Annotated in this window: 21 protein-coding genes and 1 tRNA gene; 8 read left to right on the top strand and 14 right to left on the bottom strand. The window is 69.2% G+C overall.

Going from position 1 to position 22,102, the window contains the following annotated elements:
* Positions 1-203 precede the first annotated feature (203 nt).
* From ftsE to MFF06_RS08900, 3 genes are all read left to right on the top strand, one after another.
* Positions 204-914 carry a cell division ATP-binding protein FtsE gene (gene ftsE / locus MFF06_RS08910; RefSeq protein WP_283207254.1) on the top strand — a complete coding sequence of 237 codons (711 nt, stop codon included), beginning with the start codon at positions 204-206 and terminating at the stop codon, positions 912-914.
* A complete protein-coding gene (locus MFF06_RS08905; protein WP_238202978.1) occupies positions 911-1,873 on the top strand; it encodes a cell division protein FtsX in 963 nt (320 codons plus the stop codon). Before ftsE ends, MFF06_RS08905 begins: the two co-directional genes overlap by 4 nt.
* A 318-nt stretch (positions 1,874-2,191) precedes the next feature.
* Positions 2,192-2,965: a YdcF family protein gene (locus MFF06_RS08900; protein WP_238202976.1), complete on the top strand. Its 774-nt coding sequence runs from the start codon at positions 2,192-2,194 to the stop codon at positions 2,963-2,965.
* 35 nt (positions 2,966-3,000) lie between these two features.
* On the opposite strand, the gene MFF06_RS08895 is transcribed toward MFF06_RS08900, so the two are convergent.
* The 3 genes from MFF06_RS08895 to MFF06_RS08885 all read right to left on the bottom strand — a co-directional run bounded on the left by MFF06_RS08895 (position 3,001) and on the right by MFF06_RS08885 (position 4,540).
* Complete coding sequence (locus tag MFF06_RS08895; RefSeq protein WP_238202974.1) at positions 3,001-3,330, bottom strand: hypothetical protein; 330 nt, start codon at positions 3,328-3,330, stop codon at positions 3,001-3,003.
* A complete protein-coding gene (gene ptsN / locus MFF06_RS08890; protein ID WP_238202972.1) occupies positions 3,331-3,798 on the bottom strand; it encodes a PTS IIA-like nitrogen regulatory protein PtsN in 468 nt (155 codons plus the stop codon).
* Positions 3,799-3,940: 142 nt separating this feature from the next.
* Positions 3,941-4,540, bottom strand: a complete 600-nt coding sequence (locus tag MFF06_RS08885) for a ribosome hibernation promotion factor (RefSeq protein WP_238202970.1) — start codon at positions 4,538-4,540, stop codon at positions 3,941-3,943.
* 166 nt (positions 4,541-4,706) lie between these two features.
* Between MFF06_RS08885 and MFF06_RS08880 the strand changes: the two genes are divergently transcribed.
* Positions 4,707-4,871: a hypothetical protein gene (locus MFF06_RS08880; RefSeq protein WP_238202968.1), complete on the top strand. Its 165-nt coding sequence runs from the start codon at positions 4,707-4,709 to the stop codon at positions 4,869-4,871.
* 15 nt (positions 4,872-4,886) lie between these two features.
* Here MFF06_RS08880 and MFF06_RS08875 read toward each other — a convergent pair whose 3' ends face one another.
* The 4 genes from MFF06_RS08875 to MFF06_RS08860 all read right to left on the bottom strand — a co-directional run bounded on the left by MFF06_RS08875 (position 4,887) and on the right by MFF06_RS08860 (position 7,331).
* Positions 4,887-5,168, bottom strand: coding sequence for a hypothetical protein (locus MFF06_RS08875; RefSeq protein ID WP_238202966.1), 282 nt, complete (start codon positions 5,166-5,168; stop codon positions 4,887-4,889).
* 261 nt (positions 5,169-5,429) lie between these two features.
* A complete protein-coding gene (locus tag MFF06_RS08870; protein WP_238202965.1) occupies positions 5,430-5,987 on the bottom strand; it encodes a hypothetical protein in 558 nt (185 codons plus the stop codon).
* 480 nt (positions 5,988-6,467) lie between these two features.
* Positions 6,468-6,544: transfer RNA gene (locus tag MFF06_RS08865), tRNA-Pro, on the bottom strand.
* A 79-nt stretch (positions 6,545-6,623) separates the two neighbouring features.
* A complete protein-coding gene (locus tag MFF06_RS08860) occupies positions 6,624-7,331 on the bottom strand; it encodes a 4'-phosphopantetheinyl transferase family protein (protein WP_238202964.1) in 708 nt (235 codons plus the stop codon).
* An 86-nt stretch (positions 7,332-7,417) separates the two neighbouring features.
* On the opposite strand from MFF06_RS08860, the gene ligA reads away from it, so the two are divergent.
* Both ligA and MFF06_RS08850 read left to right on the top strand, forming a co-directional pair.
* Complete coding sequence (gene ligA / locus MFF06_RS08855; RefSeq protein ID WP_238202963.1) at positions 7,418-9,835, top strand: NAD-dependent DNA ligase LigA; 2,418 nt, start codon at positions 7,418-7,420, stop codon at positions 9,833-9,835.
* Positions 9,836-9,890: 55 nt separating this feature from the next.
* A complete protein-coding gene (locus tag MFF06_RS08850) occupies positions 9,891-10,727 on the top strand; it encodes a 3'-5' exonuclease (RefSeq protein ID WP_238202962.1) in 837 nt (278 codons plus the stop codon).
* 4 nt (positions 10,728-10,731) lie between these two features.
* Here MFF06_RS08850 and MFF06_RS08845 read toward each other — a convergent pair whose 3' ends face one another.
* A complete protein-coding gene (locus MFF06_RS08845) occupies positions 10,732-11,784 on the bottom strand; it encodes a threonine aldolase family protein (RefSeq protein WP_238202961.1) in 1,053 nt (350 codons plus the stop codon).
* Entirely contained in the window at positions 11,781-12,653 is an 873-nt protein-coding gene (locus MFF06_RS08840; RefSeq protein ID WP_238202959.1) for an amino acid ABC transporter substrate-binding protein, read from the bottom strand. The genes MFF06_RS08845 and MFF06_RS08840 overlap by 4 nt, the downstream gene beginning before the upstream one ends.
* A gap of 180 nt (positions 12,654-12,833) precedes the next feature.
* Between MFF06_RS08840 and MFF06_RS08835 the strand changes: the two genes are divergently transcribed.
* Positions 12,834-13,805 carry a LysR substrate-binding domain-containing protein gene (locus MFF06_RS08835; protein ID WP_238202957.1) on the top strand — a complete coding sequence of 324 codons (972 nt, stop codon included), beginning with the start codon at positions 12,834-12,836 and terminating at the stop codon, positions 13,803-13,805.
* On the opposite strand, the gene MFF06_RS08830 is transcribed toward MFF06_RS08835, so the two are convergent.
* The 5 genes from MFF06_RS08830 to rpsT form a co-directional block, all read right to left on the bottom strand.
* Positions 13,778-15,976, bottom strand: a complete 2,199-nt coding sequence (locus MFF06_RS08830) for an FAD-dependent oxidoreductase (RefSeq protein ID WP_238202955.1) — start codon at positions 15,974-15,976, stop codon at positions 13,778-13,780. The genes MFF06_RS08835 and MFF06_RS08830 overlap by 28 nt on opposite strands.
* A 103-nt stretch (positions 15,977-16,079) precedes the next feature.
* Positions 16,080-16,583, bottom strand: coding sequence for a hypothetical protein (locus MFF06_RS08825; RefSeq protein ID WP_238202953.1), 504 nt, complete (start codon positions 16,581-16,583; stop codon positions 16,080-16,082).
* Positions 16,584-16,636: 53 nt separating this feature from the next.
* A complete protein-coding gene (locus tag MFF06_RS08820; RefSeq protein WP_238202951.1) occupies positions 16,637-17,845 on the bottom strand; it encodes an acetyl-CoA C-acetyltransferase in 1,209 nt (402 codons plus the stop codon).
* 221 nt (positions 17,846-18,066) lie between these two features.
* Positions 18,067-19,587 carry a chromosomal replication initiator protein DnaA gene (gene dnaA, locus MFF06_RS08815; RefSeq protein WP_238202949.1) on the bottom strand — a complete coding sequence of 507 codons (1,521 nt, stop codon included), beginning with the start codon at positions 19,585-19,587 and terminating at the stop codon, positions 18,067-18,069.
* Positions 19,588-20,471: 884 nt separating this feature from the next.
* The gene (gene rpsT, locus MFF06_RS08810) at positions 20,472-20,738 is read right to left on the bottom strand and encodes a 30S ribosomal protein S20 (protein WP_238202947.1); all 267 of its coding nucleotides are present in this window, start codon (positions 20,736-20,738) and stop codon (positions 20,472-20,474) included.
* Positions 20,739-21,009: 271 nt separating this feature from the next.
* Between rpsT and MFF06_RS08805 the strand changes: the two genes are divergently transcribed.
* Positions 21,010-22,065, top strand: a complete 1,056-nt coding sequence (locus MFF06_RS08805) for a hypothetical protein (RefSeq protein ID WP_238202945.1) — start codon at positions 21,010-21,012, stop codon at positions 22,063-22,065.
* Positions 22,066-22,102: the final 37 nt, after the last annotated feature.

Below are 22,102 nucleotides of genomic sequence, written 5' to 3'. Positions count from 1 at the left end.
CCTGCCGTGAATCGCCCGCGGCGGCGGCGGGCCTTGAAAATCTCGGCCCGTCCGGCGAAGGCGGGACGACATTCACCCGATCGTCCGTGCGGCCCCCTCGGCGCCGTGCGGGCCATCGATCGAAGTTCGTGAAACGCGCCCCCCGGCGCGGGACCGGCTCCGGGCCCGGTTGAGGGCGGGGGCGGCGAAGCGGCGGGACGGCGTTGAACGTTCAGGCAAACACGAAGAGCCTGTTGCCGGGGGCCGAGCGGCCCGTGGTGCAGTTCGAGCACGTGGGGATGCGCTACGGCCTCGGGCCCGAGGTGCTGTCCGACGTGAGCTTCCGGATCGCACCGCGCTCCTTCCAATTCCTCACCGGCCCCTCGGGCGCGGGCAAGACGACTTTGCTGCGCCTCATCCTCCTCTCCGCCCGGCCGACCCGCGGCACTGTCGCGATCTTCGGCGAGGAGGTCTCCGGGATCTCCAGCGACAAGCTCACCGCCCTGCGGCGGCGGATGGGTGTGGTGTTCCAGGATTTCCGCCTGCTCGACCACCTCACCACCTACGAGAACGTGGCGCTGCCCCTGCGCGTGCAGGGCCGGTCGGAGACGAGCTATCGCGCGGAGGTGGTGGAGTTGCTCCGCTGGGTCGGCCTCGGCGAGCGGATGCACGCCCTGCCCCCGCTGTTGTCGGGCGGGGAGAAGCAGCGCGCGGCCATCGCCCGCGCCCTCATCGCCCGGCCGGACCTGCTCCTCGCCGACGAGCCCACCGGCAACGTCGATCCCGCCCTCGGGCGGCGCCTGCTCCGCCTCTTCCTCGAACTGAACAAGCTCGGGACTTCCGTGATCATCGCCACACACGATTTCGGCATCATGGATGCCGTCGATGCCCGGCGCATGGTGCTCGACAGCGGCCGCCTGCGGATCGAGGAATGAATATCGCTGCCAAGGCACGGGCCCGCGCCGGCGCGGCGGGCTCCCCCGATCCCACGCTGCCCGTCAACCTCCGGCGCAATGCGCCGCTGGTTCCGACGGACACGGCCGCCAGCCGTTCGCTGGCAGCGGTCATTGCGATCCTGACCTTTTTGGCCGGGCTTTGCGCGGGGGCGGCGGAACTCGTCGCGTCCAACGCGACGCAATGGCAGACCAGCGTGGCGCAGGAGGTGACGATCCAGGTGCGGCCCGGGGCCGGGCGCAACGTGGAGGCCGACGTCGCCCGCGCCGAGGCCCTGGCGAAGGAGGAGCCGAGCGTCTCCCAGACGCGGATCTTCTCCAAGGCGGAATCCGAGCGCCTGCTGGAGCCGTGGCTCGGCTCCGGGCTCGACCTCACCGACCTGCCCGTGCCCCGGCTGATCGCCCTGCGCATCGTCGGCGACAGGGCCGATCTCGGGCGCCTGCGGACGAAGATCGCCGCGGCGCTGCCCGGAGTCGCCACGCTGGATGACCATGGGCTCTGGCTCCAGCGCCTGTCGACGGCGGCGAACGCCTTCGTCGGCGTCGGCATCGGTATGGTGATCCTCGTGCTCATCGCCACGGGGCTGGCTGTCACCTTCGCCACGCGGGGCGCCATGGCGGGGAACCGGGAGGTGGTGGAGGTGCTGCACTTCGTCGGCGCCGGCGACGACTACATCGCCAAGGCTTTCCAGGCGCGCTTCTTCGGCCTTGGCCTGCGCGGCGGCGGCATCGGTGCAGGCTGCGCCATCCTGGCCTTCATCGTGGTGGGCTTGGTGATCCGTGCGACGCAATCGGGGCCGGCGGGGCAGGAGATCGAGGCCCTTTTCGGCGCCTTCCAGATCGGCCTGCGCGGCTATGTCTTCATCGCCCTCATCGGAGTGATCGCCTCGCTGGTCACGGGGGTCGTCTCGCGAATCACCGTGCGGCGCTACCTGGCCTGAAGGGCCTCACCATTCCGGCCCTGCACCGCCCGCCGGGGCGGTGTGGATTCGGAGGATATCCGCCGGACCCAGGCTCGTGCGGCCGGAGCGGGATCGCGGCTCCGCGAATCGACCGGATCGGCCCTCGCCCTAGATCGTCCAGCGGGAAGCGAGAATTCCGGCTCGCGAAGAGGTTGCGTCGATGGGGGCCGCACGGAGCGAAAGCGGCAAGAGACTTAACGAATTGGCAAGGGAATGGGTGAGTGATCTGTGGGCAGCCGGGGCGGCTGCCTCCACGGCGCCGCATTCGGCGCTAAGCTCCGGAGGATGAACCCGCGGATGACGCGCGCTCCCGTCTCCTTCACCGCCGATGCCATCGGCTGGACTTGGCACGGATGCGCGGCATCGCCCCGGTCCCGCGCGGTCCGCCATCCTTTGCGGACGCTGATCCTGGGCCTCGGCGCCGTCGTCGGCGGTCTGTGCTGCCTCGCATTCGCGGCCGGCTTCTTCCTCTTTGTCGCCGCCCTCGCCCGGCAGGAGCGTTCGCCCGACGGGCGGACGGACGGGATCGTCGCCCTGACCGGAGGGGCCCAGCGCATCGGCGACGCCATCAACCTCCTCGCCGCCGGCTACGGCCGCCGCCTGCTCATAACCGGCGTCAACGAGCGGACGAGCCGGGAGGAACTGGCCCGCCTGAACCCGACCCAGCGCGACCTGATCGCCTGCTGCGTCGATCTCGACTACCGGGCGCGCAACACGATCGGCAACGCCATCGAGACCCGACGCTGGATGCGGATGCACCACTTCAACACCGTCGCCGTCGTGACCTCGAACTACCACATGCCGCGGACCCTGATCGAACTCGATCATGCCCTGCAGGACAGCGACCGTATCGTCCCCCACCCGGTGGTGACGGACGGCTTCGATGCGGACACGTGGTGGCACAATCCGCCGACGGCACGGCTGGTGGCCTCGGAGTATCTGAAGTTCCTGGCCAGCTGGGTGCGCACCCGCTTCGAGACCGACCCGGAACGCTCCCGTGCCGCGATCCTGATCGGGCGCCGGAAGCCGGTGAAGATGGTCGCCGAACCGCTGATGCGCGGCGTGAACTGAGGCGCGCGGGCCCGGCTAGGGGTCCGGGGGGGGTATCACTCGCCCTTGCAGCGCTCGCGGATCGCCTGCGCGAATTCCTTCTCGGAAGTCTGGACCTGGGCGAGGCCCGTGGTCCGGTCGCTGCCGGAAAGGCAACGGCCGTAGACGGCCGCCACGCGGCGCATCGTGTCCACATGGCGCCGCCAAACGCGGCAGCTCTTGGCTTGGTCGGACAGGTCGGCCTGTTCGAGCTGGTCGATGGCTTGCCGCTGCATCGATTGAGCCACCACTACGTCGCGCGCGCAGGTGCCGTCGCCGCCCTGCGCGGCGGCGCCCACGACGGACGAGAGCAGGGCCACGACGAGGAGGGTCGGCCGTATCGGCATTCAGGCAGCCTCGGAGGCGGCGTTGCGGGTGAGGAGGGCGTAAAGCGCCCCCGCATCGCGGGCCGCGCGGATGCTGGCGAGCATTCCCGGCACGCGCAGGACGCGGGCGACCTGCGCCAGGGCCTTGAGGTGGTCCGCCCCCGCGCCCTCCGGCGCGAGGAGAAGGAAGGCGAGGTCCACCGGCTGACCGTCCAGCGCCTCGAAGTCCACCGGCCGGTCGAACCGGGCGAAGAGCCCGTGCAGGCGATCCAGCCCCGGCAGCTTACCGTGCGGGATCGCCACGCCGTCACCGATCCCGGTGGAGCCGAGCCGTTCGCGTTGGAGCAGCGTCTCGAAGACGGACCGGTCCGAGAGGGCGGGCAGGCGCCGTGCGGCCTGCCCGGCGAGGTCCTGCAACACCTGCTTCTTGGAGCGGGCACGCAGAGACGGGATCACCGCATCGGGATCCAGAAACTCGAGAAGTGGCATGGAGACCGTTGCCCCGTCGCCTGGCTCCAGTGGAGCCAGCCCCCTTCCAGACCGATAGGCAAGCCGAGAGGCCGGCATATCCCGTGTCCAATGGTCGGATGCAGGCGCCGGTTCCGGCTCTGTTCCGTCTGAGCCTGTGGGCTCAGGCTCCGGCGCCTGGGGGATCGACCCAACCGATGGCTCCGTCGCTCCGCCGGTATACGATGTTGACGCGCCCCGTGCCAGCATGGACGAAAACAATGACGGGCGATCCTGTCAGGTCCAGGGCCGTGACCGCCTCGCCGACGGTGCGGCGCTGCAGGGCCTTCGTGCTCTCGGCCACGATCGGCGGATGGGCGTCGCCCTCCACCTCGGGCTCGGCCTCGGGTTCATCGTCCTCCGGCGGGGCGAGGACCGCGTAGGCGGCTTCGAGGGCGCCATCCTTCGGCGAGTTGGCGTGCTCCTTCAGGCGGTGCTTGTAGCGCCGCAGCCGGGTCTCCAGCCGGTCGGCGGTCTGCTCGAAGCTGGCGCGGGGATCGTGGGCGCTGCCCACGGCTTCCATCGTCAGGCCGGAGACGAGGTGAAGCACGCAATCGGTGCGGAAGGCCGTGCCATCGCGGCGCAGTGTGACGTGGCCGGTGCATCCGTCCTGCATGTGGGTGTCGAGGTACTTCGACAGCGTCGCCGCCATCCTCTCCTCGACCCTGCTGCGGAGGCTCTCACCCAGGTCGACGCCGTGACCGGTGACGCGCAACGACCGCATGCTTCCTCCTCAGTTTTAGACCGCTCCGCGAATTAGAGAGCCGACTTCCGGCAAGTCAAATGATTCCGGGCCTGTCCGCGGGAGATCGGACCGTTTCGGGGACCCGCTGACCATCCGTTAACCATTGCGCCGCTAGCGTCGTGCCCGTTCCGCAGAGAGGTGTGCGATGACCGTTCTCCTCGTCCTGGCCGTCATTCCCCTGACGGTGGCGATCGTCCTGGCTCGTGGCGAGCCGGTTCGCACCATCAGTTGCCTATGCGCGATGAGCGTCGGGTGCTTCATCGCCTGCACCGGCCTCCTCGGCCTACTGCGCAACAGCCACCGGACCTGATTCCGGCCCCGCGGTTCAGCGCGCCCGCCTCGCGCCGAGGCGGGCATAGGCCGAGCGGTTGTTGCCATCGCAGCCGATGCAGATCCCCGGGTTCCACGGCCTGTCCACGCGCAGCAATCCCACGCTGAGCCGCTCCAGCGTCACCGATGCCGTGGCCTCCACGTCCCGGTCGCCGGGCTCGCGGCCATGCCTCGCCGGCTCGGCCGACGCACCTTGCGAAAGGGCGAGGACGATCAGGACAGGGGTGCAGCGCCGCGCACGAATGGCGCGCGCCGTCAGGGGATGTCGTCCGGGCATCGTGGTCTTCCGCGCGGGCCGCGGGCTTTGCCGTAATCGCAGGGAGAAGGGAAGCGGGCCTCATCCAGTTCCCGAGACTTCTGCAATCGGTGAGACAGGATCGCAACAGCGACTTATACGTACGATCATACCGGTGGATCGGTGATCCTCCACGGATAGACTTCGAGGAATCGGGCGGCGATGTCGCCGCCGCGGCACGGGCCGTGTCCAAGAGCCCTCCTCGCTCAGGACACAAGACGCAAGACGCGCGTTCGGCGGGTGTCAGACGTTCTCGTCCCCGGCGACGCCGGGCGACGCCTCGATGTCGGCTTGCTCCGGAGCGCTCGGGGCGTCCGGCGCGCGGGCGAGGCGCTGCGCGCAATCCCGCATGGCCTCCCGCGCATCGATGAGCGCATGTTCCAGATCGAGGACCCGCTGCCGCAATGCGACCATCGCGGCCTCGGACGAGTCGCTGGCCTGTCCCTGGGACTTCAGCGAGGTCAGGACGGCCTGGGCCGCGGAACGCGCCTCGTTGCGCTCCTCGATCAGCCGGTCGATCTTGCCTTCGGCGGATTCGGCCCGGCGCTTCCAGCCGTCCCGCGCGGCGGCGGCCTCGGCGGCTCGCAGGCGACGCTCGGTTTCGTCCAGCCGGGTGCGGAGAGCGGTCGCGTCCGCCTCGGCGTCGGACGCCCGGATCTCCTCGATTTCGAGGCGGTCCAGCGCGTCGCGGATGTTGCGGGCATCGTCCACGATGCCGTCATCGGCGAAGCAGTCGGCCAGGATGCGGAGCGCCCGGCGCTGTTCGTCGGTGAGTTCGGGCCGCTCTGCCGAAGCCGCCATGCGACGGGGATGAGTCACGCTGCCACCGCGATGTCGAGCCGTCCCATCAGGTTTAGCGACGCCGACGCGGCGATCCTACCGCCAACAGCCCCGGTTTGCGCGTCTCAGCCACGCCCTTGCTCCGTGGTTGTGCTTCGCTTCGTCCCGCTTGTCATAGGCCGAACCGGTTAACGGCGCGACCTCGCGGCGACAGCCTGCGCGTGCAGATGCGGCTTGAGCAAGGCACTTCGACGATCGGCTGCAGGCTGTGTGGGCAACGCGCACGCGATTGGTCAGCGGCTGGCGTGAGCAGACAACATGCCTAGCCGCCGCCACGGCTGCTCTTGTGTCCGTCCACCTCACCCTGCGGTCACAATCCGTAATGTCTGCGGACGACGCGCCTTCGGCGGTACCGAGCAACGGATCGGACACGCGGAACTGAACGCATTGAGGGGGCGAGGGACTCGGCGGCTTCGGGACCCAGCCAAGTCGTAGTTAGTGTGGTCGGAGTGGCAGGATTTGAACCTGCGACCCCCACGTCCCGAACGTGGTGCGCTACCAGACTGCGCTACACTCCGAAGGCCGGTGGGCGAGTTCGTCTCCGACCGGCGAGGCGGCTTATAGCGACGCCCTCACCGGGCCGCAAGCGCCCTGACGTCATTTCTCGGCGATGGTGTCCGCCCAGCCCGGTGCGAGGTGTTCGACCGTGATGCGCGCCGCCTCCGTGGTCACGGCCACCGTGGCCTCCGTCCCGGGCGGCGCGGAGATCTCCGCGAGGGTCCAGCCCGTCCCGATTCCTACCTGCCGCAGCATGAGCGGCGGCTTCGGTGGGACGGAGACGGAAAAGCGGGAGAGCGGGAGGGAAAGCCCCGTGCCGAGCGCCTTCACCACGGCCTCCTTCCGCGTCCATAGTCCGAAAAAAGAAGCCTCGACGGCGGGAGGGGGCAACGCCGCCAGCGCCGCCGTCTCGTCGGCGGCGAAATGGCTGCCGGCAATGCGCAGGGCATCCGCCAACGGTCGCCGCGCCTCGATATCGACACCGATCCTCGTCCCCCGTACGAAACCGATGACCGCGTGATCGCCGGAATGGGACAGGCTGAAATCGAGCAGCCCCTCCCCCGGTCCGACGAGGAAGGGGCGGCCGCCCTCTTCCCGGGCGAAGGCGAGGATCGACGGGGAGGCCGCCAGCGCCTGTCCCAGGATCATCCGCATCGCGGCGTGGCTCGCGATGAAGCGCCAACGGTCGGCCTCCCGCAGGAATCGCCCGGCGCGCTGCCTTTCCTCGCCGTCGAGGACGGCCTCGCAGGCGGGAAGGGAGGCCGGATCGATCCGCAGATCCACCACCACGACGGTCGCGTGCGTCATGCCGCCCTCCGGTTCTGGCCTCGAAGGTGTGAACGGATCGACGGTCCCTCCCTCCCCGGCCCGCGCCGATGCGCTAGAAGCGCCCCATGAGCGCCGCGCAGCCCGACCTGTCCCGCCTGACCCCCGACGAGGCCCGCGAGGAGCACGCCCGGCTCTCCGAGCAGATCGCGGAGGCCGACCGGCTCTACCACCAGGAGGACGCGCCGGAGATCTCCGACGCCGAGTACGATCAGTTGCGGCGGCGGCTGGAAGTCATCGAGGCCGCCTTTCCCGATCTCGCCGGGACTGGCGCGGCGAGCGCCTCGGTGGGCGCCAAGCCCTCGGAGAAGTTCGCCAAGGTCCGCCACGCCGTGCCGATGCTGTCCCTCGGCAACGCCTTCGCCCCCGAGGAGGTGGAGGATTTCGTCACGCGGGTCCGCCGCTTCCTCGGATGGCCCGACGACAAGCCCCTCGCCTTCACCGCCGAGCCGAAGATCGACGGCCTGTCCCTGTCGCTGCGCTACGAGAAGGGCCGCCTCGTCACCGCCGCCACCCGGGGCGACGGCGAGGTGGGCGAGAACGTCACGGCGAACGCCGCCACCGTCCACGACATCCCGCAGACGCTCGGCGGCAGCGGCTGGCCGGATGTCTGCGAGGTTCGGGGCGAAGTCTATCTGTCGCATGGGGATTTCGCCGCGATCAATGCCCGCCAGGAGGCCGCCGGCAAGCCCCTCTTCGCCAACCCGCGCAACGCGGCCGCGGGATCGCTGCGCCAACTCGATCCGGCGGTGACGGCCTCCCGCCCCCTGCGGTTCTTCGCCTATGCCTGGGGCGAGGTCTCCGACGCGATCGCCGGCACGCAATCCGGCGTGCTGGAAAGGTTCGCGGCCTGGGGCCTCCCGGTGAACCCGCGCACGCGCACCTTCACCGACACCGGGGGAATGCTCGCCCATTACGCCGCCATCGCCACGGACCGGGCTCATCTCGGCTACGACATCGACGGCGTGGTCTACAAGGTCGATGACATCGCCCTGCAGAAGCGGCTCGGATTCGTCTCGCGCTCGCCCCGCTGGGCTCTGGCGCACAAGTTCGCCGCCGAGGAGGCGACGACGGTGCTGGAGGACATCGTCATCAATGTCGGGCGCACCGGCTCCCTCAACCCGTTGGCCAAGCTGCGCCCGGTCACGGTGGGCGGCGTCGTGGTGTCGAACGCGACGCTCCACAACGAGGGGTACGTGAAGGGCGTCGGCGCCGACGGCGAGCCCATCCGCGAGGGCCGGGACATCCGCGTCGGCGACACGGTGACGGTGGTCCGCGCCGGGGACGTGATCCCCAAGGTGAGGGATGTCGACCTCGCCAAGCGCCCGGCCGATGCCAAGCCCTTCGCCTTTCCCGACCATTGCCCCGCCTGCGGCAGCCGCGCAGCGCGGGCGATCAATCCGCGCACGGGCAAGCTCGACGCGGTCCGGCGCTGCACCGGCGGCCTGATCTGCCCGGCGCAGGGGGTGGAGCGGCTGAAGCATTTCGTCTCCCGCAACGGCTTCGACATCGAGGGCTTCGGCGAGACCTATATCGAGGTGCTGTTCGAGGCGGGGCTCGTGCGCCAGCCGGCGGACCTGTTCCGGCTCGATTTCGAGAAGCTGAAGGCCGCCGTGGTGGCCCGGCGGGAAGCCCTGTCCGCCGAGCGGCGGGCCGGCGCCGAACCGCCGAAGAAGGCCACGAAGAAGAAGGGCGACGACGAGGACAAGGCGATCAAGAATCTCCTCGCGGGCGTCGAGGCCCGCCGCACGATCCCCCTCAACCGGCTGCTCTTCGCGTTGGGCATTCCGCAGATCGGCGAGGCGACCGCCAAGGCGCTGGCGAAGCGCTACGACGACATGCCCGCCCTCATCGCGGGAATCGAGGCGGCCGCGGAGGGTCAGGGCGGGCCGGACTGGATCGAGCTCACGACCGTACCCCGGATCGGCCCGACGACCCGCGACAAGCTGCTCGAGGCGCCCCCTCCCCCCGCCGAGGGTGAGGCTCCGGGTGAGCCGGTCCGTCTGACGGCGAGCCAGCGGGACGCCCTCGTGGCGCATTACGGCGACGAGGACACGGCCCGCGCGGCGATAGGCCGGGCGGCCGGCCAGATCCCGAAGGACGCCTACCGCGTCTTCGCCGACGACGGCGAGATCGGCCCCGTGGCCACCGACGCCCTGATTCAGTTCTTCGCCGAACCGCACAACGCGGACGCGGTGGGCGAACTCCTCGGGCAGGTCCGCACCGAGCCGATGGAGCGCGCGGGTGCCTCCAGCGCCTTCGCCGGCAAGACGGTGGTCTTCACCGGCTCCCTTGAGCGCATGACCCGCAACGAGGCAAAGGCCATCGCCGAACGCCTCGGGGCCAAGGTCTCCGGCTCCGTCTCGGCCAAAACCGACCTCGTCGTGGCGGGTCCCGGCGCCGGCTCGAAGCTGAAGGACGCCGAGAAGCACGGCGTGAAGGTCGTGAGCGAGGCGGATTGGCTCACGATGGTCGAGCAGGGTTGAAGCGGGAGTCGCCGGCGGCGTAAACCGGGAGCTACAGCCCGCCGCCCCTCGCCCCATGATCACCCTCGCCCTCGACTTCGAGACCGCCAACGAACGGCGCGACAGCGCCTGCGCCGTCGGCCTCGCCTGGATCGAGGGCGGTCACGTCGTGCGGCGGGTGAGCCACCTCATCCGGCCGCCGGAGATGCGGTTCTCGCCCGGCAACATCCGCGTCCACGGCATCCTGCCGGCGGATGTGGCGAACGAGCCCGGCTTCGGGGAGGTGATGGCGCCCTACCTCTCGGACCTGTCGAGTGGGGTGATCCTCGCCCACAACGCCACCTTCGACATCGGCGTGCTGCGGTCCGGCCTGCGGCGGGCGGGCCTCGCCATCCCGAACCTGTCCTACCTCTGCACCGTGCAGATCGCCCGGCGGGTCTTCCCCGCACCGGAGGGGTGCGGCCTCGGCAAGGTCGCCCGCCGACTCGGGATCGCCTTCGAGCACCACGATGCCGGCGAGGACGCCTATGCCTGCGCGCGCATCGCCCTCGCCGCCATGGCGGAGACCGGGACGGGGGATATCCACGACCTCGCCGACGCGATCGGCGTGCCCGTCACCCCCGTTCCGGGGTGGCTCGCGGACCGGGCGCCGGTGATCGAGCGGACAGCGTCGCCGAAGCCGTCCTCGGCCGCCCTGAGCTTCCTCATGCGCGGCTCCACCGGCAACCGCTACACCGTCACGTTGGAGGAGCGCACCAGCGGCGCGGTCCTGCGCTGCACCTGCATGGCGGGGCGCTTCGGCCAGCGCTGCCGCCACGTGAAGGCCCTGGAAATCGGCGACATCACCGATCTTCTCTCCGACAACCACACCGACCTCGCCGTGCTGGCGACGCGGATCGCCGGGGCGGCATGAGGCGTCAGGCGGCCCCGCCGTCGAGGCAGAGCCGGAAGGCGTCGAGCGCGCGGGGCACGTCGGCGGGTTCGATGTGCCGGTGGGTCACGAGGCGGAGGTGGGTCGTGCCGAGCGGGCGGACGCGCAGGCCCGCCGCATCGAGGTCCGCCACCCAGCGCTCGGCATCGCGCCCCGTGGCGGACACGTCCACCTGCACGATGTTGGTCCGCGGAATCGCCGCCGAGATCGGACCGCCGAGCGCGTTGAGGCCGTCGGACAGGTCGCGGGCGCGGGCGTGGTCCTCGCCCAGGCGATCGCCCATGGTCGTCAACGCCTCGAGACCGGCGGAGGCCATGAGGCCGACCTGCCGCTGTGTCCCGCCGATCATCTTGCGCAGGCGCCGCGCCGCCTCGATCACCGCCCGGTCACCGGCCAGCACCGCGCCGACCGGGGCACTGAGCCCCTTCGACAGGCACAGGGCCACGGTGTCCGTGTACCGCGCAAGCGCCGCCGGCTTCTCGCCGAGGGCAATGGCCGCGTTCGGCAGCCTCGCCCCGTCGAGATGGACGCGGGCGCCCCTCGCCCGCGCCAGGTCGGCCACGGCCTGCATATGCGCCAGCGGGGGCACCGTCCCGCCCGCCGCGTTGTGCGTGGTCTCCATCGCCACCATGGCCGTCCGCAGGGGGCTCGACGAGGGTCGCAGCGCCTCCGACAGCCGGTCGAGATCCATCGCGCCGTCCCGGCCCGGAAGTCCCAGCAGGAAGGCGCCGGTCAGCGTCGCCGCCCCGCGCTCGGTGGTGACCATGTGGGCCGAGGCTTCCAGCAACACCTGCTCGCTGCGCTGGACCTGCGCCAGCACCGCCAGGAGGTTGGCCATGGTGCAGGTCGGCACGAGCAGCGCGGCGTCCTTGCCGAGGATCGAGGCCGCGACCTCCTCCAGTTCCCGCGCCGTCGGATCGCCTTCCAGGCCGTCGTCGCCGAGTTTCGCCCGGCGCATCCGTTCATGCATCGCGGCCGTCGGGCGCGTGACGGTGTCGCTGCGCAGGTCGACCCGGTCGTCGCCGTCGAACTCGATCATCGATAGGCCGCCTCGTCACCGGAATCGGTGGGATTGGCGAGGGCGCGTTTCAGGACGTCGTTCATCGGCAATTCCAGGTTGATCCCCTTGGGCGGGATCGGCTGCTCGAAGTACTTGCGGTAGAGGCCCGCCACGGTGCCGTCCTTGATGAGTTCCACCACCGCCGTGTCCACCGCCGCCTTGAAGGCCGGATCGTTCTTCGGTTCGAGGATGCCGTAGGGCGCGAATTCCAGCCCTTTCGTCCCGATCACGAAGTCCTTCGGCTGCTTGGCGCCGGCGACGGAGGCATGGGCCAGGGCGTCGTCGTTGGCGGAACCCGCGGCGCGGCCGGTTTCGAGGAGCAGGAACGCTTCCGCCGTGTCCTTGGCCGGCAGGACCTGGATGTCGAGCTTGTCGCGGGCGCTCTCGCGCACCACGACACGCTGGGTCTGGCCCCCCGCCTGCGCCGAGATCGCCTTGCCCCGGAAGGTCGAGAGGTCGTTCACGTCCACCGTGCTGTCCTTGCGGGCGACGAGCACCACCTGCGTCACGAAGGTCGTCGGCGCGAAGCTCACCAGCTTATGCCGCTCCGGCAGATTGGTCGCGGTCCCGCATTCGAGGTCGATGGTCCCGTTGTCGATGAGCGGGATCCGGGTCGCCGACATGACCGGCGTGTACCGTACGTCGAGGGCCTTCAGGCCCAGGGCGGCCTTGAGCTTCTGCGCGACATGCTCGCATATCTCAAGGGTATAACCCACCGGCTTGGCATCGCCATCGAGGAAGGCGAAGGGCGGCGAGGCATCCGGGAAGCCAAGGGTGATGCGGCCCGTCTCGCGAATCCTGTCCAAACGACCGCTGCCTTCCGCCGAGGCGGGAGCAGTATTGAGCATTCCCAATCCGCAGACCACAACTGCAGTAAGGATTTTCTTCACCGCTCCACCTCCGGTTGCTCGACGGCGGCCCGTCTTCGACGGGGAATACGGTCGTCCGAGAGCTTGACGGTGCGATGGTAAGCTGGCTGCGAAACCGGCGTCCAATTCCGATTCACCACCCGCCCATACGGAAATGATATGACCTCCCGGCGCATGAGCTTCCGCCATATCGAGGCGTTCCGGGCGGTGATGGCCACCGGGTCGATGACGGAGGCGAGCCGGCGGCTGCACACGTCGCAGCCTCAGGTCAGCCGTCTGATCGGGCAGCTCGAAGGGATCACCGGTCTGCCGCTGTTCGACCGGGGCGGCAGTCGCCTGATCCCGACGCTCGACGGAACGCGGTTCCATGCGGAGGTCGAGCGTGCCTTCGTCGGCCTCGCCAGTCTGGAGGCGGCCGCCGGCCGCATCCGGGCCTTCGGCGCCGAGCGTCTCCGGGTCGCCGCCATGCCCCGGCTCGCGGGCGGCCTGCTGGCGCGGGCGGTCGCCCGCTTCCAGCTAGACCATCCCGGCGTCGTGGTCGCGATCCATTCGGGCGACGACGAAGCGGTGAACGAATGGATCGCCACGGGCTTCTGCGATGCGGCGATGACCATGGTCTACGGGGCCATGCCCGCGGCGGACCTCGACCACGTTCTGACACTCGATTGCGTGGCCGTCCTACCCCTGGGCCATCCGCTCGCAAATCGCCCATTGCTGACGGTGACGGACCTGCGGGGAGAGCCCTTCATCGCCGCCTCCCTCGGCAGCGCCCTGCGCGACCGGATCGATGGGATGCTGGCGGCGGCCAGAACCGAGGTGAGCGTCACGGCCGAGGCCGGTCTCGGCTCGGCGATCTGCGCCCTCGTGGCGGCGGGCCTCGGGATCAGCGTGATGAACCCCTTGGCCGCCTACGAGGAGGCGCTGGTCTCGCCCATCGCCATCCGACCCATCGCGCCGGCCCTGCCGGTGCACTTCGCCCTGCTCTTCCCGCCGGATCCCACGCGAAGCCGTCTGGCGCAGGCGTTCAGTGCCTGCGCGCGGACGGTCATGCTGGAGCAACTCACGCGGCTGCCGCAGGACGACGCCGCCGGCATCCGCCCGGGTCAGGCGGCCTGCTTGCCCGCCCCGTAGAACGTTCCCCCCGAAGCAGCCATCGCCGTCAGGCTGTCCGGTACCGCGAAGCGGGCGCCGTGCCGCGCCTCCAACTGCCGGGCCAAACCGATGAAGGCCGACGGGCCCATGAAGTCGATGTAGGAGAGCACGCCTCCGGTAAACGGGGCGAAGCCGAAGCCGAGGATCGAGCCGACATCCGCCTCGCGCGGGTCGGTGACGACCCCCTCGCCCACGGTGCGGGCGGCCTCCAGTGCCTGCACCACGAGGAGCCGGTGCTTCAGTTCGGTGAAGTCCACATCCTCGGGGGCGAGCCGGTCCGGCTGCAACTCCGCGAGGCCCGGCCAGAGGCGCTTCGGCGCGCCTTCGGGATAATCATAGAAGCCCTTGCGGTTCTTGCGGCCGAGGCGGCCCTCGCCCTCGACCATCCGCGTCAGGATGGTCTTCTGAGCGGGATCGACGGCCTGCGGGCCGACCTGCGCCTCCGTCGCCCGGGCGATCTTCAGGATCAGGTCGAGGGCCACCTCGTCTGTGAGGGAGAGCGGGCCGACCGGCATCCCCGCCTGCCGCCCTGCGCTCTCGATCATCGCCGGCGGCACGCCCTCGGCCAGCATCTTGTGGCCCTCCAGGAGGTAGGCGCCCACGCAGCGGTTGGCGAAGAAGCCGCGCGAGTCGTTGACCACGATGGGCGTCTTCTTGATCGCGCGCACGTAGTCGAGCGCCACGGCCACCGCCGCGTCGCCGGTGGCGCCGCCGCGGATGATCTCGACCAGCATCATCTTCTCGACGGGCGAGAAGAAGTGGATGCCCACGAACTGCTCCGGCCGCCGCGAATGCCGGGCGAGGCCGGTGATCGGCAGCGTCGAGGTGTTGGAGGCGAAGACGGTCTGCGGCCCGATCACCGCCTCGATCCGGCCGATCACCTCGGCCTTGACCCGCGGGTCCTCGAAGACCGCCTCGATGACGAGGTCGCAGCCCGCCAGCGCGCCGTAATCCGCCGTGGCGGTGATCCGGGACAGCAGCGCGTCCCGGTCGGCGGTCTTGGCGCGGCCCCGGTTGATCTGGCCGGTGATGAGGCCGTGCGCGTGGGCCTTGCCCTTCTCGGCCGCCTCGGCCGACTGATCGATCAGCACCACCTCGAAGCCCGCCTGGGCGGTGACGTAGGCGACACCCGCGCCCATGAAGCCGGCGCCGACGACGCCGACCTTGCGCAGCTGCGCCGGCGGCACGTCCTTCGGGCGGCGGGCGCCCTTGTTGAGTTCGCCCATGGAGAGGAACAGCGTGCGGATCATCGCCGCCGCCTCCTTGGTGCGGAGGATATGCGCGAAGTACCGGCTCTCGACCTTGAGGGCGAGGTCCATCGGCAGTTGCAGGCCCTCGTAGACGGATTGCAGGATCGCCTTGGCGGCCGGATAGTTGTCGTGGGTCTCGCGCCGGTAGATCGCGTTGGCCGGGGGCCAGATCATCATGCCGGCGGGCGAGTGGACGCGGCCGGACGGCGCCTTGAACTTCGGCACGTCCCAGGGCGCCACCGCCGAGCCGCCTTCGCGGATCCAGGCCCTGGCCCGCTCCACGATCTCGGCCGTCGGCGCCACGGCGTGGACGAGGCCCATGCCCTTGGCCATCGGCGCGCGGATCTGCTCGCCCTTGAACAGCATCTGGAGCGCGTCAGCGGTCTGCATCAGCCGGGCGACGCGCTGGGTGCCGCCGCCGCCGGGGAAGAGGCCGACCTTGATCTCGGGCAGGCCGACGCGGGTGCGCGGATCGTCCGACGCGATCCGGAAATGGCACGAGAGCGCCAGTTCGAAGGCGCCGCCGAGGCATAGGCCGGTGATCGCGGCGGCGAAGGGCTTGCCGCAGGTCTCGAGCCGCCGGAACAGCAGCGACAGGCGGCGCGATTCCTCGAAGAACCGGCGCATGGCCGCCTCTTCGCCCTCCTCGGCCTTCAACCGCTCGTAGGCGGCCCGCAGGCCCTGAAGCATGGTGAGGTCGGCGCCGCCGGAAAAGTTCTCCTTGCCCGAGGCGATGACGCAGCCCTTGATCGCCGGGTCGGAGGCGACATGCTCCACGATGGCCGCCAGCTCGTCCATCACGGCTTCGGTGATGACGTTCATGGAGCGGCCGGGCATGTCCCAGGTCGCCAGGGCGATGCCGTCGGCGTCGGTCTCGAAACGGAAGCTCTGTGCGGTCATCGCGTCATTCCCTGTCGAGGGGCATGGCCCCGGCGCGCCGCCTGCGTCGCCACAGAAAACCTGAGGAGTGGGGCCGGACGGGCCGGCCCCACCCAATCTCGGCTTATTTCGGCGCGGGAGCCGGCACGGGCACCGGCGGCGCGGCGGGCGTGCCGGGCGGCTGGTTCTCGGTGGCGGCGGCCACCGCCAGCATGTTGAGGAGCTTCGTCACGGAGTTCTGGGAGATCGCCGTGACCGAGGAGTTCGGGTCGGCGTTCATGGTCTGGAACTTCTCGTAGACAGGGTCCGAGTAGATCTCATCGAGATGGTTCAGCTCGGAGAGGCTGAACTTCTGCGCGTATTCCTTCGACAGTCCTTCGACCATCAGGGCGCGCTGCTTCTCGAACTCGGCATTGAGCTCCTTACGCACGGATTCGGCGCGGGCCTCCGGCATGGGCGCGGTGGTCTTCTCCAACGCCACGTTGAACCCGTTTTGCAGGTTCTTGATGAGGGTGCGGTTCACGAGCTTCGTCGCGGCGGCGACCTTGTCGCTCATCTCGTCGGCATGGGCCGCGAGGGGAGCGGCGAGGGCCGCGCCGAGGCAGAGGGTGGCGATCAGTCGATTCAAAGGGTGTCCTCCCGTGTTGAACTGAATTGCGAGCTGGGTGCGGCCCGATCGAGTCAGACCCGCTCGATGATTGTGGCGGTGCCCATGCCGGCACCAATGCAGAGGGTGACGAGGGCGCGCTCCTTGCCGGTGCGCTCCAACTCGTCGAGGGCGGTACCGAGGATCATTGCCCCCGTCGCGCCGAGCGGATGGCCGAGGGCGATGGCGCCGCCGTTGACGTTGACCGCCTCCGGGTCGAGGTCGAACGCTTGGCAGAAGCGCAGCACCACGGCGGCGAACGCCTCGTTGACCTCGATCAGGTCGATGTCGTCGAGCGTCATGCCGGCCCGGTCGAGGACCTTGCGCGTCACGTCGATGGGCCCCGTGAGCATCAAGGCCGGATCGGAGCCGATGTTGGCGAAGGCGCGGATCCGCGCCCTCGGCTTCAGCCCGGCCGCCTCGCCCGCATCCTTCGAGCCGATGAGGATGGCGGCAGCGCCGTCCACGATGCCGGAGGAGTTGCCCGCGTGGTGGACGTGCTCCACGAACTCGACATCCGGGTGCGCGTCTGTGGCGACGGCATCGAAGCCGCCCATCTGCCCCATCTGAACGAAGGAGGGTTTCAGCGCGGCCAGCGACTGCATGTCGGTGCCCGGGCGCGGGTGCTCGTCACGGTCGAGAAGGCTGATGCCGTTCACGTCCCGCACCGGCACCACCGAGCGGTCGAACAGCCCGTTCGCCCAGGAGGCGGCGGCGCGCTCCTGTGAGCGCACGGCGTAGGCGTCGCACTCGTCGCGGCTGAAGCCGTACTTGGTGGCGATCAGATCGGCCGAGATGCCCTGGGGCATGAAATACGACTTGATCGCGATGGCCGGGTCCACCGGCCAGGCGCCGCCCGACGCGCCGATGCCGATGCGGCTCATGGATTCGACGCCGCCACCGACGGTCATGCCGTGCTGCCCCGCCATCACCTGCGCGGCGGCGAAGTTCACCGCGTCGAGGCCTGAGGCGCAGAAGCGGTTGATCTGCACGCCGGGGACGTGGGTGCCGTAATCGGCGACCAGAGCGGCGGCGCGGGCGATGTCGCCCCCCGCCTCCCCCACCGGATCGACGCAGCCGAGGATCACGTCGTCCACGAGGGCCGTATCGAGGCCGGTTCGGTCCCTCAGGGCGCGCAGCGCCGTCTCCGCGAGGCGGAGGGCGGTGACCTCGTGCAGGGCGCCGTCGGCCTTGCCCCGTCCGCGCGGGGTGCGGACGTGGTCATAGATGAAGGCTTTCGGCATGGCGTATCCCTCGGCTCTCCCCGCCTTGCGGCGACGCGGCCTTACATGGCCGTCCGGTTCTACGCCAGTGTGTCATGCCGCGCGGGCCCTGACAGCCCCGGGCCAAAAAGAAGGATCCCAAAGGACTTGTCCTTCGGAGGGTGCAGGGCTTCAGCCCTGCCGCAGCAGGGACGTCGCCCCTGGACCCCACCAAATGACCTGTCCTTTGGGATCCGAACGTCTCAGTCCTGAAGCATCCGCTTCAGGAGCTCGACCTCGTCGCCCAGCACGGCGTCCTCGCCGATCTGCTTCTCGATCTTGCGGACGGCGTGCAGCACCGTGGTGTGGTCCCGCCCGCCGAAGCGGCGGCCGATCTCGGGGAGCGAGCGCAGGGTCAGCACCTTCGACAGGTACATGGCGATCTGCCGCGGCTTCACCACCGCCGCCGTGCGCCGCTCGGACAGGATGTCCGACCGGGAGACGTTGTAGCGGCTGGCCACCAACTTCTGGATGTCCTCGATCTTGATCCGCTTCGGCTCGCGGTTCTTCACGAGGTCGCGGATCGCCGTCTCGGCGGTTTCCAGGGTGACGGCGGTGCCGGTGAGCGTCGCGTGGGCGAGGAGCCGGTTCACGGCACCCTCGAGGTCGCGCCCGTTGGCCGTGATGGCCCGGGCCACGTAGTTCACCACCTGCGGCGAGACATCGAATCCGGGGTGGGAGGTCCGCACTGAGGCCAGCCGGGCGGAGAGGATGGAGATGCGCAGCTGCTCGTCGAGGGAGCCGATCTCCACCACGAGGCCGCCGGCCAAGCGGGAGCGGACCCGCTCCTCCAGGGCCTCCAGTTCCGTCGGCGGACGGTCGGAGGCCACGACGACCTGCCGGCCGGCATCGATGAGCGCATTGATCGTGTGGCCGAACTCGGCCTGGATCGACTTGCCCTGGATGAACTGCACGTCATCGAGGATGAGCAGGTCGATGCCGCGCAGGCGCTCCTTGTAGGCCAGCGCCGACTGGGTCTTCAGGGCATTCACGAAGCCGTACATGAACCGGTCGGCCGTGAGATAGATGACCCGGCGACCGCTCTCCCGCGCCGCGTGGCCGATGCCGTGCAGCAGGTGCGTCTTGCCGAGGCCGACTCCGGCATGGAGGTAGAGCGGGTTGTAGAGGGCGCCCTCCCCCTGGTGGCGGGCGATGCGCTCGGCCGCCGCATGGGCCAGGGCGTTGGACCGGCCGACGACGAAACTCGTAAAGGTCAGGCGGGCGTCGAGCGGCGTGCCGTTGAAGTCGCCGCTGGCCTCGGCGGAGACGCGGGATTCCGCCGCCGGAAGGGCCGGCGCCACGGGAGCCTGACTGCCGACCGCATGGAGGCGGGCCAGCGGGCCGCTTGTCGCCGTCACCGGCTTGGCGGGAGCCGGCACCACCGGGCGGGCCGGGGCGACCGTGCCGCGCACGCCCACCTCGATGCGGGCGACATCACCCGCTTCCGCCTTGAAGGTCGCCAGCACACGGTCGAGATAGTGGGACTCGATCCAGCTCTTCAGGAAGCGGGTCGGGACGGTGAGCTTGCCGGTGCCGCCGGAGACGCAGTCGAGTTCCAGGCGGGCGAACCAGCTGGCGAAGACGTCTTCCCCCAGTTCGGCGCGCAGGCGGCGCTTCACGCGCGACCACGCCGCGCCGTAATCCGGGGCCGCATTTTCGTGGCTGTCGCCTTCGGAGGCGCGGCCATCCTCGTCGCCATTCGCGACCGTTCCGTCGACACGCATCACAGGCTCTCCCCGTGCCGCCGGCGGACACCGCCCGGCTGCACGTACGCACGCTTCACGCTTTCAGCGCCTCGCACCACGGCGCGAGGACGATTCCCAGTTGCGAGTCAAGACCCGCACAAGGAGCAATTGCCGATTTGAAGAGCCTATCAACAAAGACCTGCGGTTCCCTTAACAGTGGGACTTATGGGGATGGCGCCGATTCCCCTCGGCAAGTGTTCCAACGGCGCCGAGCCACAAGAGTTAGAGTCTTGCGCCGCCACGATGATTCGCGAGAGTGCCGAATCCGCCAAAAACAGCTTCATCGCGGTGACGTTTTGTTAAGCTACACGGGCGCGGTGGACTCGGCAATGCAGCAAATTCTGGGGCAGGGTTAACGCCCCGTTTGCGAGGCCAGCGTCGCGCGCGGCCTCCGCTCGCCGCACGACGCTGGCCTCGCAAGTTTCGAAAGCCGTGGCCGATCGGGTCGAGCCGCACCCATCGAGGGGTCGCCGGTCGTCACCGCGAGCGAGGCCGCGATCCGGAGACCTCGACCACCGCGGTGGAACGGCGGCCGATGGGGTTGAAGCCACACCCGTCATGGCCGCGCGAGCCGACGCAATCCAGGGACCCGCCCCGTTCGAGGTCGCGGCCGGAGAGGTTCTAGCGGCCCATGAAGCCCTCGCGTCTTTAACGAGCGCGAGCCGAAGCCATCCAAGGCAACGGGCCGTTTTCGGGCGGGGCGCATCCCGGGATCGCTTCGGCGCGCGCTGGCCATGACGGCGGTGCGTCAGCCGGCGTGGCGGGACCCGGCTATGGCTCCGCGCGCGAACCCGGACGCGCGCAACAAAAAAGCCCGGCGCGAAGCCGGGCTTTCAACCGTGCGGAACGGTGAAATCAGACGATCAGGCGGCCAGCGACTTCACGCGGGCGGCGAGGCGCGAGATCTTGCGCGAGGCGTTGTTCTTGTGAACGATACCCTTCTGCGCGGCGCGCATCACCTCCGGCTCGGCGGCCTTGAGGGCGGCCAGCGCGTCCTGCTGGTTGCCGGACTCGATCGCCTCCTCGACCTTGCGCACGAAGGTGCGCATGCGGGAGCGGCGGGACTTGTTGATCGCCGTGCGCTTGGCGATCTTGCGGGTCATTTTCCTGGCCGAGGCAGTGTTGGCCATGTGCGTCCTCGTGTTTCTCGTCGGGCGATGCCGACGGGCCGGCACGGCCGGGGATCGGTCAACGCATCAGTTGTGTGGCGATAGCCGAGACGCAGCGCACGCGAAAGCGCGGCGTTCCGGCGAAGCGCCTCCTATAAGCGCGGGGGCCGTTGCCGTCAATGAATGCCTCGGCTGCGATCGCCTATGCAATGATAGGTTGTAAATCCTAAAATTCTTGCTTTCGTTCCCATTATGTTCTAGTCCAGACCTCGCTTGAAGACGGGGTGATGACGTGGACTGGCAGAGACGCTCGCAATCCGATTTGCGGATCGCCCAGGGGCTGCTGGCGGGGGCCGCCCTGGATCGAGCCCTCATCGGACTCCGACGCGAAGCCAGGCAAACGAAGGATTGGCGGGCGCAGCCACGCGCTCCAGCCGGTCAGTCCGACGGCGGGCAGTGGGTTTCGTCGCCCGGGGAAGCCGGTAGCGGCAGCGCATCCACCCTCGCATCGACCGACAGCCAGACCCTCGAAGACGGCACCCGCGTCCTGTCGATCCGCATCCACGCGGGTCAGAAGGATTTCGATGAACAGCACGCGGTCATCGCGCCCGATGGCGAGAGCCGGATCTTCGAGACCTCCGGTGCCACTCAGACGATCCGCGACGGTGAAACCGGCGAGGTGTTGTCGCGGACGACGTTCACGCCAACCGAGCTCGTTAGCGAGCCATTTGCGCAAACAACATTCGCCCCCGCTGTGCCGTTCGCGATCGAGGCGGCGATCGAAGCCATTCAAGCGGCGCGAACAATTGAGCTTACGCTTTCGCTGTTCACCGTCCTCTCGGCGAGGAAGGATGGGTTCGGGACGGTCTTAGGCTTAACCGCACACGAATTTACACCCGGCGAGGCGTCATCAGCGAGAATGACGGCCTGGGTCGGACAGTTGAATCAACAGCAACTGGACGCCGCCTGCCCACGCAACGGCGAGGTTCGCGCTATCACGAACGATGTCACCCGTGCCGTCCGTGCCTCCGGACAATACCGGAATAGGACCGAATTCGGAAACAAGGTGCATATTGGTATCGCGAATGTTGTCAGGCACCAGCAAGATCAAAATTTTCGCGCGGAACTTCTTCTAGATCCCAGCGGCGAACTTGCAAGGGCCACAAGCAAAGGCAATGTCCGCTTGGACCTTCTCGAAAACGTTACCGCAACTAGAACGCTCTGTATTTACGACTATAAGACAGGCGAATCAGACCTGTCGATGGCTCGCGCGATGCAATTAGCAAAAATTGCATCGGAGAATTTCAAAAAACCACACACGAATAATCATCATTCAAATGAGGCCTGAATTATGAGCTATCGAGCTGCCGTTCGTAAAGTGATCT

The sequence above is a fragment of the Methylobacterium aerolatum genome (genome assembly GCF_022179085.1).
In the GTDB taxonomy this organism is placed as follows: Bacteria; Pseudomonadota; Alphaproteobacteria; order Rhizobiales; family Beijerinckiaceae; genus Methylobacterium; species Methylobacterium aerolatum.
Note: the sequence above shows the minus strand (reverse complement) of the source record. Positions and strands in the feature narration are given on the sequence as shown.

Excerpts from the sequence above, each read along its gene's own strand:
- MFF06_RS08905 (WP_238202978.1), top strand. The coding sequence starts at position 911 with ATGAATATCGCTGCCAAGGCACGGGCCCGCGCCGGCGCGGCGGGCTCC.
- MFF06_RS08900 (WP_238202976.1), top strand. The coding sequence starts at position 2,192 with ATGACGCGCGCTCCCGTCTCCTTCACCGCCGATGCCATCGGCTGGACT.
- MFF06_RS08895 (WP_238202974.1), bottom strand. The coding sequence starts at position 3,330 with ATGCCGATACGGCCGACCCTCCTCGTCGTGGCCCTGCTCTCGTCCGTC.
- ptsN (WP_238202972.1), bottom strand. The coding sequence starts at position 3,798 with ATGCCACTTCTCGAGTTTCTGGATCCCGATGCGGTGATCCCGTCTCTG.
- MFF06_RS08885 (WP_238202970.1), bottom strand. The coding sequence starts at position 4,540 with ATGCGGTCGTTGCGCGTCACCGGTCACGGCGTCGACCTGGGTGAGAGC.
- MFF06_RS08880 (WP_238202968.1), top strand. The coding sequence starts at position 4,707 with ATGACCGTTCTCCTCGTCCTGGCCGTCATTCCCCTGACGGTGGCGATC.
- MFF06_RS08875 (WP_238202966.1), bottom strand. The coding sequence starts at position 5,168 with ATGCCCGGACGACATCCCCTGACGGCGCGCGCCATTCGTGCGCGGCGC.
- MFF06_RS08870 (WP_238202965.1), bottom strand. The coding sequence starts at position 5,987 with ATGGCGGCTTCGGCAGAGCGGCCCGAACTCACCGACGAACAGCGCCGG.
- MFF06_RS08860 (WP_238202964.1), bottom strand. The coding sequence starts at position 7,331 with ATGACGCACGCGACCGTCGTGGTGGTGGATCTGCGGATCGATCCGGCC.
- ligA (WP_238202963.1), top strand. The coding sequence starts at position 7,418 with ATGAGCGCCGCGCAGCCCGACCTGTCCCGCCTGACCCCCGACGAGGCC.
- MFF06_RS08850 (WP_238202962.1), top strand. The coding sequence starts at position 9,891 with ATGATCACCCTCGCCCTCGACTTCGAGACCGCCAACGAACGGCGCGAC.
- MFF06_RS08845 (WP_238202961.1), bottom strand. The coding sequence starts at position 11,784 with ATGATCGAGTTCGACGGCGACGACCGGGTCGACCTGCGCAGCGACACC.
- MFF06_RS08840 (WP_238202959.1), bottom strand. The coding sequence starts at position 12,653 with ATGCTCAATACTGCTCCCGCCTCGGCGGAAGGCAGCGGTCGTTTGGAC.
- MFF06_RS08835 (WP_238202957.1), top strand. The coding sequence starts at position 12,834 with ATGACCTCCCGGCGCATGAGCTTCCGCCATATCGAGGCGTTCCGGGCG.
- MFF06_RS08830 (WP_238202955.1), bottom strand. The coding sequence starts at position 15,976 with ATGACCGCACAGAGCTTCCGTTTCGAGACCGACGCCGACGGCATCGCC.
- MFF06_RS08820 (WP_238202951.1), bottom strand. The coding sequence starts at position 17,845 with ATGCCGAAAGCCTTCATCTATGACCACGTCCGCACCCCGCGCGGACGG.
- dnaA (WP_238202949.1), bottom strand. The coding sequence starts at position 19,587 with ATGCGTGTCGACGGAACGGTCGCGAATGGCGACGAGGATGGCCGCGCC.
- rpsT (WP_238202947.1), bottom strand. The coding sequence starts at position 20,738 with ATGGCCAACACTGCCTCGGCCAGGAAAATGACCCGCAAGATCGCCAAG.